The 12,872-nt window shown below is 55.0% G+C and carries 10 protein-coding genes and 1 pseudogene; all 11 read left to right on the top strand.

Annotation, left to right across the window (positions count from 1 at the left end):
• The first annotated feature begins 164 nt into the window (after nucleotides 1–164).
• Nucleotides 165–1,589 (top strand): tRNA lysidine(34) synthetase TilS, encoded by a 1,425-nt coding sequence (gene tilS / locus L692_RS0103310; protein WP_025697186.1) that lies wholly within the window; start codon nucleotides 165–167, stop codon nucleotides 1,587–1,589.
• A 57-nt stretch (nucleotides 1,590–1,646) separates the two neighbouring features.
• Complete coding sequence (gene hpt / locus L692_RS0103315) at nucleotides 1,647–2,186, top strand: hypoxanthine phosphoribosyltransferase (protein WP_025697188.1); 540 nt, start codon at nucleotides 1,647–1,649, stop codon at nucleotides 2,184–2,186.
• A gap of 109 nt (nucleotides 2,187–2,295) precedes the next feature.
• Nucleotides 2,296–4,344, top strand: coding sequence for an ATP-dependent zinc metalloprotease FtsH (ftsH, locus tag L692_RS0103320; RefSeq protein WP_025697190.1), 2,049 nt, complete (start codon nucleotides 2,296–2,298; stop codon nucleotides 4,342–4,344).
• A 377-nt stretch (nucleotides 4,345–4,721) separates the two neighbouring features.
• Nucleotides 4,722–5,660, top strand: coding sequence for a quinolinate synthase NadA (nadA, locus tag L692_RS0103325; protein WP_025697192.1), 939 nt, complete (start codon nucleotides 4,722–4,724; stop codon nucleotides 5,658–5,660).
• A gap of 39 nt (nucleotides 5,661–5,699) precedes the next feature.
• On the top strand, nucleotides 5,700–7,316 hold the full coding sequence (gene nadB / locus L692_RS0103330) for an L-aspartate oxidase (RefSeq protein WP_025697194.1): 1,617 nt from the start codon (nucleotides 5,700–5,702) through the stop codon (nucleotides 7,314–7,316).
• A complete protein-coding gene (gene nadC / locus L692_RS0103335) occupies nucleotides 7,306–8,181 on the top strand; it encodes a carboxylating nicotinate-nucleotide diphosphorylase (RefSeq protein ID WP_025697196.1) in 876 nt (291 codons plus the stop codon). Before nadB ends, nadC begins: the two co-directional genes overlap by 11 nt.
• Nucleotides 8,178–8,945, top strand: coding sequence for a type III pantothenate kinase (locus tag L692_RS0103340; protein ID WP_025697198.1), 768 nt, complete (start codon nucleotides 8,178–8,180; stop codon nucleotides 8,943–8,945). Before nadC ends, L692_RS0103340 begins: the two co-directional genes overlap by 4 nt.
• 38 nt (nucleotides 8,946–8,983) lie before the next feature.
• Nucleotides 8,984–9,865, top strand: coding sequence for an Hsp33 family molecular chaperone HslO (hslO, locus tag L692_RS0103345; RefSeq protein ID WP_025697200.1), 882 nt, complete (start codon nucleotides 8,984–8,986; stop codon nucleotides 9,863–9,865).
• 33 nt (nucleotides 9,866–9,898) lie between these two features.
• A complete protein-coding gene (locus tag L692_RS0103350; RefSeq protein WP_051503429.1) occupies nucleotides 9,899–10,813 on the top strand; it encodes a peptidylprolyl isomerase in 915 nt (304 codons plus the stop codon).
• A gap of 237 nt (nucleotides 10,814–11,050) precedes the next feature.
• Nucleotides 11,051–11,989 (top strand): cysteine synthase A, encoded by a 939-nt coding sequence (gene cysK / locus L692_RS0103355; protein ID WP_025697203.1) that lies wholly within the window; start codon nucleotides 11,051–11,053, stop codon nucleotides 11,987–11,989.
• A gap of 205 nt (nucleotides 11,990–12,194) precedes the next feature.
• Nucleotides 12,195–12,872 (top strand): annotated as a pseudogene (locus L692_RS0103360) (anthranilate synthase component I family protein); the annotation flags it as partial.

Genomic DNA, 12,872 nt, shown 5'->3' on the forward strand with positions numbered 1-12,872 from the left:
GCTGGCTGACGGGCGCCTTTGCGCTGTCGCTTGGCCTGCTGGCTTTTACCGTCTACTGGATTTATCGGTTTTAATATTCTATGATTATACATACAGACGGCATGCCGATTCATGCTGTCATCCAGCCGCGGGAAGCCGCAGCCGGGCAGGAAAGGAAGCCGGATATGGTCGAGTGGAATGAACTGGTGGAATCGGTGATGGAAGCCGCAGCCGAACATGGGCTATGGCGACCGGGAGACGCCATTGTAGTCGCAGTGTCCGGAGGGCCGGATTCTGTGGCTCTTTTGCATGTTCTGCATGAAATATCCCGGAGCCGAATGCCGCTGACGCTGATTTGCGCCCATGTGAACCACGGGTTCCGCGCCGAATCGGCGCAGGAGGCGGAGCTTGTGCGGCGCATGGCCGAGGAGCTTGGAATTCCCTTTGAGCTTGCCGAGTTCGATATTCCTTCCTTTATGAAGGAAAGCGGGCTCGGCCCGCAGGAAGCGGCAAGGGAGAAGCGCTACCGCTTCCTGATCGATACGGCCCGGCGCCATGGCGCGCGTTCCGTCGCGCTGGCCCATCATGCGGGTGACCAGGCCGAGACGGTTCTGATGCGCCTTTTGCGGGGCAGCGGCCTGCCGGGGCTTGCGGGAATGCGCTTCAAAAGAACGGAAAAAAACGTGGAACTTATCCGCCCGTTCCTTCGTATTAACAAGGCGGCGCTTGTCGATGCATGCCGGCGGAGGGGCTATCCCTACGCTGAAGATCCCAGCAACGCGCAGACCAAGTACAGACGCAACGCGGTCAGGCTGGAGGTGCTTCCTTTCCTGCTGGGCTATAGCCCGAGACTGGACCGGTCGCTGACGCAGCTGGCGGAAATCGCCGGGGCCGAGAATGATTTTATGGAAGAGGCGGCTGCGGGATGCTTTGCCGAGATCGTCCGCCAGGAACAGGGCAAATACACGCTCCGCAGAGAGGCTTTTGCCGCCGTGCCCTCCGCTTTACAACGGCGTTTGATTAAACTAATATTAAATTATCTGTCGGCGGATACGCCGGAAACCGATTTTCCGAAGATCGAAGCTGTGCGGCGGGGAATACTCCAAGATATGCCCACCGCATGGAGTCTTGATTTGGGGCGCGGCCTGACCTGTCTTCGGCAGTATAATACCATTTATTTCTTGTCCGCTCCTTTGGATCATCAGGCAAGCTACGCCTATCGTCTGCCTTCGCCCCAGCCCCGTCTTGAGCTTGAGGAGATTGGCAAGGCGCTCGTAATGACATTGGCGGAGAGCGAGAATGAAGCGATTTCGAGGAGAGTTGCCGGCAGGCTGTCGGCCCGGTTCGATTACAATGAGCTGGTCTTTCCGTTAACGATTCGTTCCCGGCTGCCTGGAGATACCATAAAAGTCATGGGATTAAACGGAAGCAAAAAGGTAAAAGATATTTACATTGATGACAAAATACCTTCTACCGAGCGTTCACGCATTCCCCTTGTATGCGACGGACTCGGAAACATTGTCTGGATTCCGGGCATTCGCCGTTCGGTGCATGCCGCCGTCGGGGATCATACGGCTTCGGTTCTGCTGCTGTCGCTTGAAGACCTGTAGAGCAAACCGTAATGGCCGCAGACAGTTTTTCATAGTATAACTTAGGAGGTTCGCAGGTTGCAGAACGATATCCAGGAGATTTTGATCAGCGAAGAAGAAATTCAACAGAGAGTCAAGGAGCTTGGCGCCAAGCTGAGCGATGCATATGAGGGGCGCAACCCGTTGGTCATTTGCGTGCTGAAGGGTGCGTTTATTTTTATGGCCGATTTGGTTAAAGTCATTACAGTGCCGGTCGAGATGGATTTCATGGCCGTATCCAGCTATGGCGCGACAACCAAATCTTCGGGCGTAGTGAAAATTATCAAGGATCTTGACGTTCCGGTCGATGGCCGCCATGTGCTGATCGTTGAGGATATTATCGACAGCGGCCTTACGCTGAGTTATCTGATTGAGCTGCTCCGCAACCGCAACGCCGCTTCCGTTTCCGTCGTGACCCTATTCGATAAACCGGCGGGTCGCACCGTAAGCCTGGAGGCAGATTATACCGGTTTTGTCATTCCTGATGAATTTATTGTGGGATACGGACTGGACTATGCCGAAAAGTATCGGAATCTCCCTTACATCGGGGTATTGAAGCCGGAGGTCTACTCAAAATAATTCATTTACAACCCTGGTCTTCCGGACATTTACCTGAAGTCGCCTCGCGTTTGAGGTGCTCCGACAGGCTATGGTACAATAACTTAAGTGTTGCGAGAGGAGGTAGGGGATGAATCGGTTCATCCGAAATTCTGGTTTTTATTTGATTTTATTTCTAGTCGTGGTGGGCATTGTCCAATTCGTCAGCAATGGAAATGAAGCCGCCGATTTCCCCAGATATGACCAGTTACGGCAGGAGCTTAAGAGTAACAATGTGAAGGATTTGACGGTTCAGTTCGAAAGTAACGCCTTTTTGGTAACCGGCTCTTATAGAGAGAAACCGGAATGGGCTAAATCGCAAAGCTTCTCCACATATATTCCTCCTACGGACGCTGCTATCGAAGAATTGACTGCGGCCAGTCAAAGCAACAACATACCCTTTGTCCAGAAGAAAATGGAGGGAGACAGCATCTGGCTGACCTTCCTGTCTTCGATCATTCCGCTTGTTATTATGTTCATCCTGTTCTTCTTCCTGTTCAATCAGGCGCAGGGCGGGGGCGGCAAGGTAATGAATTTCGGCAAGAGCAAAGCCCGTCTCTACAATGAAGAGAAGAAGCGGGTTACCTTTGAAGATGTTGCCGGGGCCGACGAAGAGAAGCAGGAGCTTGTCGAAGTCGTGGAATTCCTGAAAGATCCCCGGAAATTCGCCGCCGTGGGCGCGCGCATTCCTAAAGGGGTTCTGCTCGTAGGTCCTCCGGGTACAGGTAAGACACTGCTTGCCCGCGCGGTGGCAGGCGAAGCCGGTGTGCCGTTCTTCAGCATCTCCGGTTCCGACTTCGTGGAAATGTTCGTCGGCGTCGGGGCTTCGCGGGTGCGCGACCTGTTCGAGAACGCGAAGAAGAACGCGCCTTGCATCATCTTCATCGACGAGATCGATGCGGTCGGCCGCCAGCGCGGCGCCGGACTCGGCGGCGGGCATGACGAACGCGAGCAGACGCTCAACCAGTTGCTCGTCGAAATGGACGGCTTCGGCGGAAATGAAGGCATTATCATTGTCGCCGCCACGAACCGCGCCGATATTCTTGACCCCGCGCTGCTCCGTCCGGGACGTTTTGACCGTCAGATTACGGTTGACCGCCCTGATGTGAAGGGACGCGAGGCTGTGCTGAAGGTTCATTCCCGCAACAAGCCGCTGACCAAGGACGTGAAGCTTGACGTCATTGCCAAGCGCACAACCGGCTTCACCGGCGCGGATCTGGAAAATCTGCTGAACGAAGCGGCGCTGCTCGCCGCCCGGCGCAACCGCAAGGATATCTCCATGCGGGAAGTGGATGAAGCCATTGACCGCGTCATCGTCGGCACCGAGAAGCGCAGTCGCGTAATCAGCGACCGCGAGAAGCGGATCGTCGCTTACCATGAAGCCGGGCATACGATCGCCGGATACTTCCTGGAGCATGCCGATATGGTTCACAAGGTAACGATCATTCCGCGCGGACGCGCCGGCGGATACGTCATTATGCTTCCGAAAGAAGACCGCATGCTCGTTACGAAGCAGGAGCTGCTTGATAAAGTAACCGGGCTGCTCGGCGGCCGGGTAGCCGAGGAAATGTTCATCGGCGAGATCGGTACGGGCGCATACAGCGACTTCCAGCAGGCTACGCGCATCGTGCGCAGCATGATTATGGAATACGGCATGAGCGAGAAGCTCGGTCCGATGCAGTTCGGTACTTCCCAAGGCCAGGTCTTCCTGGGCCGTGATATCGGGCACGAGCAGAATTACAGTGATTCAATCGCTTACGAGATTGATCAGGAAATGCAGCGTTTCATCACGGAATGCTATGAGCGATGCAGAGAGCTGTTGAAGAAACACTCGAAGGAAATGCACCTCATCGCGGGCACGCTGCTGGAGAAAGAGACGCTTGAGCTGGATCAGATCAAGGAGTTGATCGAGCAGGGCTATCTGACTGAAGACGGCAAGCCGGTGGACGGTCAGGGCGCCGTGAATGAAGGCGCGGAGCCGGTCATTGATTCCATCGGCGATGTCAAAGTCCGCATTCAGGGCAAGACCGATGAGCCTCAAGCTACGCTTGGAGATTCACCCAAAGACATTCCAAACAATCCGCAAGACGGAGAGGGCGGAAATGACGAGGGCAAGGGCGGCGGAGCAAGCCTGAGCTGATCCGATACTCTGCCGCAGGGCAGGCATCCAAACAATCCGGAGAACGAATCTGTTCTCCGGATTTTTTAAATATAAGACAGTAATAAGCGGCGCGCGTATTCTTTAGTCTTGTACTTTACGATAAACAGTACCGTCCCTGAAAGGACGGCGCAGCCGTTTCTTATCGGTCATGACGAAGCAGGTCCCCGGAGGTTGCCGCTTTCTGTAAGAGCGTATCCACTAGATTGACACGGCAAGGAACGTTGTGTACATTAGTGATAAATATTACGAACTTTATATCGTTTACATGAAGCTGAATTTCTTCATACAATCGGGGTCATGTACAGATTTGATATACCGGTGAATATGCCGCTAAGACATAAGGGGGAACGTATACCGTGGAAGCTCTGGCGCTGGAGCGCAAGCAAGAACAAAACCGTCAACTGCGTGAACGTCTCGAACAGCTTAAGAAGGAACGGAATGCCATCATCTTGGCTCACTATTATCAGCGCGATGAAATTCAGGAGGTTGCCGATTTTCGCGGCGACTCTTTTTTGCTGGCTCAAAAGGCTGCGGCGACGGAAGCGGAGGTTATCGTATTCTGCGGCGTTCATTTTATGGGTGAGAGCGCCAAGATCCTGGCTCCGGACAAGACGGTGCTTATTCCCGACGAACGCGCGGGCTGCCCTATGGCCGATATGGTCAACGTGGAGGGTCTTCGCAAGCTGAAAGCGAAGCATCCGAATGCCAAGGTGGTTACCTATATCAACTCCTCTGCCGAAATTAAAGCGGAGACCGATATATGCTGTACCTCCGCCAATGCCGTCCGGGTCATCGAGTCGCTGGACGCGGAGGAGATTATTTGGGTTCCGGACAAGAATCTGGGGAACTACGTTCAGGAGAAGACCGGCAAGAAGCTGATTATCTGGGAAGGCTACTGCAACACGCATGATATGCTTACCGTCAAGGATGTTGTGGAAATGAAGGCCAAATATCCGAATGCCCAGTTCGTGGTCCATCCGGAATGCCGTCCGGAGGTCGTGGCTATGGGCGATTTTGTAGGCAGCACGACGGCCATTATCGATTATTGCAAAAAGTCGGACCGTCAGGAATTTATTGTCGGGACAGAGGACGGGACGGGCTACCAGCTCCGCAAGGACAGCCCGGACAAGCATTTCCATTTTGCTTCCAAGTTCCTGGTTTGTCCCAACATGAAAGTCAACAATCTCAAAAAACTGGTGAAATGCCTGGAGACGATGAAGCCGCAGATTTATGTGCCGCCCGCTGTCGCAGACAAAGCCAGACAATCCCTAGAGCGCATGCTACAAGTCAGGTAGCATGCGCTACTCTTTCATTGAAACAGGTGAAAAGCGGTCATGATTCCACAGTATTTGGTTGATTTCGACCTGCGGGAGCTTCCCACCGTAGAAACGGATTGCATAGTCATCGGTTCCGGCATCGCCGGACTGTTCACAGCCATCAAGGCCAGCGAAGACCGGCGGGTCATAATGATTACGAAGAAATCGCTGATGGAGAGCAACACGCGGTATGCCCAGGGAGGCATCGCCGCCGTAATCGCGGAAGACGATTCGCCGCTGTACCATCGGCAGGATACTCTGATGGCCGGGGCCGGACTATGTTCCTCGGCTGCTGTAGATACACTGGTTAATGAAGGGCCGTATGGCGTGCGCGAACTGATCCGGCTTGGAACGCTGTTTGACAAGGAGAACGGCGTTCTGGCACTGACACAGGAGGGAGCGCACAGCCACCGGCGGATTCTGCATGCCAACGGAGACGCAACCGGCTATGAAATTGTCCGGGCGCTGGTGCAGCAGGTATTGGAACACCACAATATTGAAGTGTGGGATGACCATTATGTGATCGACCTGGTGACCGAAGACCGCGAGTGTATCGGAGCGCTAGTGCAGAAGCCAAGCGGAGAGCGCCTCTTTCTGAAAGGAGACGCGACCATTCTCTGTTCAGGCGGAGCGGGTCAACTGTACCGCTATACGACCAATCCCGAGGTTGCGACAGGCGATGGTGTCGCGATTGCTTACCGGGCGGGGGCGCATATCCGGGATATGGAGTTCATTCAATTCCATCCGACCGCCCTCAGTTATCCCGGCGCTCCCCGATTTCTGATTTCGGAGGCGGTGCGGGGCGAAGGGGCGGTGCTGCGCAATATCCGGGGCGAGCGCTTTATGGAGCGGTATCATGAGCTGCTGGAGCTCGCGCCCCGCGATATCGTCGCCCGGGCGATTGTCAGCGAGATGGAAGAGACGAAATCAACCTTTGTATACCTGGACATTACCCATGAATCCGAGGAAATGGTGAAGCGCCGGTTCCCGACGATCTATCAGACCTGCATCAGCTACGGGCTGGACATTACAAGCGACTGGATTCCGGTCGCTCCGGCCGCGCACTATATGATGGGGGGAATCAAGACCGATCTGAATGGAGAAAGCAGCATTCGGCGGCTTTTTGCCTGCGGGGAAGTTTCATCCACCGGAGTTCACGGCGCGAACCGGCTGGCCAGCAACTCTCTCTCGGAAGCGGTCGTCTTCGGACATCGCATTGTCGAGCGGATACGCAGCCTGCCGAAGTTGGACAAGACAGAGCTATCTGCGGGCTGTCATCTGGGCCGCCATGAGCATTCAACGCAGGCTATCGTGGAACGTCGCCTGAAGCTGCAGAAGATCATGGTTCGCTATGTCGGACTGCGGCGGAATGAAGAGATGCTGTTCAAAGGGCACGAAGAGCTGAAGCGGCAGCTGCCGATTTTTGGAGGGGCGCTCACCAAACGTGAAGAATATGAATTTGCCAATATGCTGACCTGCAGCCTGCTTGTTACGGAATCGGCGCTGGCGCGCGAGGAGAGCAGGGGAGCCCATTATCGGGAAGATTTTCCACAGCGGGATGATGAGCATTGGCGCAAGCATTTGCTCCAGATACGTGAGCTGGGCATAGTGGAGGAGACAGGCGATGATGTTTAACGGATATAACGAACAGCTGGTGCAATCCATCAAGAACTGGCTGAAGGAGGATGTCGGTTCCGGCGATGTGACCACACTGACGACGATTGCGCCCGGACATCAATCCAAAGGAATTATTCATGTCAAAGAAGAAGGTGTCATTTGCGGCATTCCCGTCGCGGAACTTGTGTTCGAGGTTGTCGATCCGGGGCTGTCCTTTACTTCATTCGTGAAGGAAGGCGAGCGTGTGGCCAAGGGAACCGTAATTGCGGAAGTGGAGGGGAGCACCCACGCGATTTTGACGGGTGAGCGGCTGGCCCTGAATTTGATGCAGCGGCTCTCCGGTGTGGCGACGCGGACGGCCTCGTTCGTGCAGGCGCTGGGTGGATTGCCGGCAAGACTGGTGGACACCCGCAAGACCACACCCGGACACCGGATGCTGGAGAAATATGCGGTGCGCATCGGCGGGGGAGCGAATCACCGCTATGGCTTATACGATGCCGTTATGATCAAGGATAACCACATTAAAGGCGCCGGGGGTATAGAGAAGGCCGTCAGCAGAGCCCGGGCCAATATTCCCCATACCATGACGATCGAAGTGGAAACGGAAAGCCTGGAACAGGTGGAAGAAGCGCTGGCCGCAGGCGCGGATATTATTATGCTGGACAACATGTCTCTTGAATTAATGACAGAGGCTGTGCGTAAAATTAAGACGAAGGCGCCGCATGTAAAGACGGAGGCTTCGGGAAATGTATCACTGGAAACGGTGCGGGGCATCGCGGAAACGGGCGTCGATGTCATCTCCGTCGGACGGCTCACTTATTCCTTTTCCAGCTTGGACATCAGTCTGGATCTGAATGAGAAGAAGGAGGGCGGCTTGTCATGATGCTGGCCGTGGATATCGGCAATACGAATATTGTGCTCGGGGTGTACCGACAGCGGGAACTCCTGCACCATTTCCGGCTGAGCACGGCGCGGCAGGCGACCGCGGATGAGTACGGGATTTTGATTTACAATTTGTTTAATATGTCGGGTCTGTCCGTTAAAAATGTGGAAGGAGTCATTATTTCTTCCGTCGTCCCCCCGCTTGTGCATGTGATCGTCGAAATGTGTGTCAAATATATCGGCAAAGAGCCGTTCGTGGTGGGGCCCGGAATCAAGACCGGGCTCAATCTGCGTTACGAGAATCCTCGGGAGGTCGGCGCGGACCGTATCGTGAACGCGGTGGCCGCCATTGAACGCTATCAGTGCCCGCTTGTTGTCGTCGACTTTGGAACCGCCACGACCTTTGACTGCATCGATGCGAATGCCAATTATCTTGGCGGCGCCATTGTGCCGGGGATCGGCATTTCTACCGAGGCGTTATATCAGAGAGCGTCGAAGCTGCCGAGAATCGAGCTGGAGAAGCCGAAGAAAGTCATTGGCCGAAATACGGTGCATGCAATGCAGGCCGGAATTATCTTCGGTTACGCGGGACAGGTGGAAGGCATTGTAAGGCGCATTAAGGCCGAGATGAACGCTCCCAGACTGAAGGTCATCGCGACAGGAGGACTGGCGCCGCTGATTGCGGGCGAGACGGACTGCATTGACGAGGTCGACCCGATGCTCACGCTGGAGGGGCTGCGCATTATTTATGACCGCAATAAGTAGCATCGAGATTCCATTCATAACAGGAGGGCTTAGCACCCATGCAAAATAAAAAAGACCGGTTGATACGGGGTACGGCGTTTGACGGCAGGGTACGGGCTTTTGCGGTTCGCACGACGGAGCTTACGGCCGAGCTTCAGCGGAGGCATGATACGTATCCGACAGCCACGGCCGCGCTCGGACGTACAGTTACGGTGGCCGCCATGATGGGCGCTATGCTCAAGGGCAAGGAAATGATTAATATTCAGGTCAAGGGCGGCGGTCCGATCGGGCAGATCGTCGCGGAGGCCAATGCGTCCGGCGAGGTACGCGGCTACGTCCAGAATCCTCATGTCCATCTGCCAAGCAATAGTCTCGGCAAGCTGGACGTGGCGGGAGCGGTTGGAACCGAGGGCTTTGTCCATGTGATCAAGGATCTGGGTCTGAAGGAGCCTTACCGGGGTAGTGTGCCGATTGTTTCCGGCGAGCTTGGCGATGATTTTACTTATTACTTTGCCGTCTCCGAGCAGACGAATTCCGCAGTGGGACTGGGCGTGCTGGTTGAGGCGGATAACAGCGTCAAGGTGGCCGGCGGATTTATCATTCAGCTGCTGCCGGGCCTTAGCGATGAGGAGATTACGGAAATCGAGAGAAGCCTTGGCGCGCTGCCTTCGGTCACGGCGCTGCTGGATCAGGGCATGGAGCCGGAGGAAATGCTGCGCCAAATTTTGCCGGACACGGAAGTGCTGGATGAAATGGAGATCCGGTTTCAGTGTCATTGCTCCCGCGAGCGGGTGGAGCAGACGCTTCTGAGCCTCGGACGGCATGAGCTGGAGCAGATGATCGAGGAAGACGGCCAGGCCGAGGTGGTATGCCATTTCTGCAACGAAGCCTATGCTTTTGACAAGGCCGAGCTGCTGGAAATTCTCAATCAAGCGAAATAGGATCGTGTGGGGATGACAAGACAGGAGTGCGCTTTGCGCAAGTTGGTTTTCGTTCTGGCCGGGTTCGTCCTGCTGCTTTCCGTCCTTCTGGTATGGGAATGGCGCAAGGGAAAGGGAACGAACGGGAACGACGACGATGGAGAAATTATAGCGAAGGTGGCCGGCCAATCCATTTCGCTGCGGCAGTGGAGAGAGGAGCTGCAAAAGCGGCATGGCGACGAGGTGCTGCTTGCCATGCTTAACCGGATCGCGGTGGAGACCGAAGCCAAGAGACTCGGAATTACCGTCCCGGAGCAGGAGGTTGAACGGGAATTGCAGACGGCGGCTTCCGGATACGGCTCGGAGGAGCTGTATTACTCGCAGATGGAAACGGAGCTTGGCATGTCCAGGGAGGAAGTCCGGGAAGAAACCTGGTACAGGCTTCTGCTGCAAGCGGTGGCAACGGCCGGAATTGTAATTGGAGACGAGCAAATCGACAAGTATTTGGAGCAGGACCCGGGCCTTCTTCGTCCGGTTAGGGAGATCGAGCTGTCAATCATCAAGGTAAATACCGAAAGGGATGCGCAGCGGGTGATGGACCGATTGGAAGACGGTGAAAATTTCGCCGATTTGGCAGAGGCGCTTTCGATTGATGAGGACAGCAGACTTCGCGGAGGCCGGATCGGCACGGTGGAGGAAGATAATCCTTTTTGGCCGCAGGAGATGCTTCAGACGGCGGCGGATCTGGACCCTGGCGCTGTTGCCGGTCCATTTCAGGTAGAGGGCGGCTATGCCGTGATTCGGACGGATAGAGTAACCGTTCCGAAGATGCCGAGCGAGCGCGAAATAAGAGAGCAAATCCGCATGGAACTTGCTCTTGATCAGGCTCCGCCGCTGCAGAAGGTCGAAAATGATCTCCGTGCCAAATATGGCGCTGCAATAGATATTGACAAGGGACTGCAAGATTGATAAGATGAGATTAATGTAAAACCTACTGATTTAGTCGGAATAGCATGGCAGTTTGCATCCCTGCTGTGCAGCGCGCGGCTTGGCGTGCGGCGTTTCCTGCACTTTCGGGAGCAGATCCGGTATGACCATATTAGATTCAAGGCCGCCGCTGATGACCCAAGGGGCAAATGCTGAAGACATATGTCACAAGTTATGTATTCATTTATCTCGTTTATTATTCTAAGGAGGTTTTTGCTCATGTCTAAAGTGGTCAACAACGTAACTGAACTAATTGGAGGTACTCCGCTTGTTCGCCTGAACCGGATCGTGCCGGAAGGCGCCGCAGAAATCTATGTGAAGCTCGAATACCAGAACCCGGGCTCCAGCGTTAAGGACCGGATTGCGGTCAGCATTGTCGAAGAAGCCGAGAAGGAAGGCCGTCTGAAACCGGGAGACACGATTTTGGAGGCAACCAGCGGCAATACGGGGATCGGACTGGCCATGGTAGCAGCGGCTAAAGGGTACAAAGCCATTATCGTTATGCCTGAGACAATGAGCTTGGAGCGCCGCAACCTGCTTCGCGCTTATGGCGCTGAACTGGTTCTGACACCGGGATCGGAAGGCATGAACGGCGCAGTCAAGAAGGCCGAGGCCATTCTGGCCGAGAACCCGAGCTACTTTGTTGCCGAGCAGTTCAAGAATCCGGCCAACGTCAAGATTCACCGCGAAACGACAGGACCGGAAATCGTGGAAGCCATCGATTCGATCGGCGGGTCGCTGGACGCTTTCATCGCCGGTATTGGTACAGGCGGAACGATTACCGGCGCCGGCGAAGTGCTGAAAGCCAAATATCAGGACATTAAGGTTTACGCGGTTGAGCCTGCGGCTTCGCCAATTCTTGCGGGAGGCAAACCGGGCCCTCACAAAATCCAGGGTATCGGAGCCAACTTTATCCCTGATATTCTGAATCAAAATGTATACGATGAAATTATTCACGTTGAAAATGACGAAGCGTTCGACACAGCACGCCGCGTAGCGAAAGAAGAGGGCATCCTGTCCGGTATTTCTTCGGGAGCCGCAATTTTTGCAGCGATCAAAGTTGCCAAAGAACTGGGCGCCGGCAAACGTGTGGTTGCGATCGTTCCAAGCAACGGCGAACGTTACCTCAGCACGCCGCTGTACAATTACGAAGCTTAAACCTTATTTTTCAGGAATTATATCTTTATGGTATCGAAGAGAGCCTTTGACTTCCGCCTTTGAGCGGTTGTTGAAGGCTCTTTGAATTTGGCAATCGTCTTCCCCAGCCCCAATAAGCGCTTCTTTCCGGATAGACTTTTCAAAATTGCCGAAAATAAAGTATACTGACAGGCAAATAGCTACTGAGGCGCTTAGGAGGATGAACTTGGAGATCGTTGCGGGTTGGAAGGAATGGGAGCAGTGGGCCGGCGAGGGCTGGAATACCCTGCCTCTGATCATACGATCACAGCTTGGCCCGGGCGGACTGCCCCGCTCCTGGAAGAAGGCATGGGAAATGGCATCGCCTTATTCCGTCGTGCTGGAAAGCGGAAAGGGAGGGCGTTATACGTACGTTGGACTTTGTCCTTCTTCCGTGCTTACCGGCAAGGATGGGCAGGCCAAGGTATTGCGGATTTCCGCCGGAGGTGCGGCGGAAGCGGGCAGTCCGGCCGGGGGCGGATACGGAGCGCCGGAAGGCGCGCCGCTTGAGGTGCTGCGCGAATGGATGGCGCCCTTTAAAGCGCCCCGTCCGGATGATGCCGGGCTTCCGCCGTTTATGGGAGGCTGCGTCGGCTTTCTGTCGTATGATGTGGTTCGCTCGCTCGAACGGCTGCCTTCGGTCTCGGAGGATCATCCGGGCTTCCCCGATTATCTCTGGCTGCGGCTGGATGAGGTATGGATCTATGACCACGAGCAGCAGATGCTGTACTGCGCGCTGCATTCTTCGATCTCCGCAGACCCGCTCTCGGCCGATGTTCCGGCCCATGCTTCCGCCGCAGAGCTTAAGGCGCTCTATGAAGCAACGCTGGGCAAAGCGGAGCGGATGCTGGAGAAGTGGCGGCTG

It is taken from the genome of Paenibacillus forsythiae T98 (genome assembly GCF_000520735.1).
GTDB classification, from domain to species: Bacteria; Bacillota; Bacilli; order Paenibacillales; family Paenibacillaceae; genus Paenibacillus_AQ; species Paenibacillus_AQ forsythiae.

Excerpts from the sequence above, each read along its gene's own strand:
- tilS (WP_025697186.1), top strand. The coding sequence starts at position 165 with ATGGTCGAGTGGAATGAACTGGTGGAATCGGTGATGGAAGCCGCAGCC.
- ftsH (WP_025697190.1), top strand. The coding sequence starts at position 2,296 with ATGAATCGGTTCATCCGAAATTCTGGTTTTTATTTGATTTTATTTCTA.
- nadB (WP_025697194.1), top strand. The coding sequence starts at position 5,700 with ATGATTCCACAGTATTTGGTTGATTTCGACCTGCGGGAGCTTCCCACC.
- nadC (WP_025697196.1), top strand. The coding sequence starts at position 7,306 with ATGATGTTTAACGGATATAACGAACAGCTGGTGCAATCCATCAAGAAC.
- L692_RS0103340 (WP_025697198.1), top strand. The coding sequence starts at position 8,178 with ATGATGCTGGCCGTGGATATCGGCAATACGAATATTGTGCTCGGGGTG.
- hslO (WP_025697200.1), top strand. The coding sequence starts at position 8,984 with ATGCAAAATAAAAAAGACCGGTTGATACGGGGTACGGCGTTTGACGGC.
- cysK (WP_025697203.1), top strand. The coding sequence starts at position 11,051 with ATGTCTAAAGTGGTCAACAACGTAACTGAACTAATTGGAGGTACTCCG.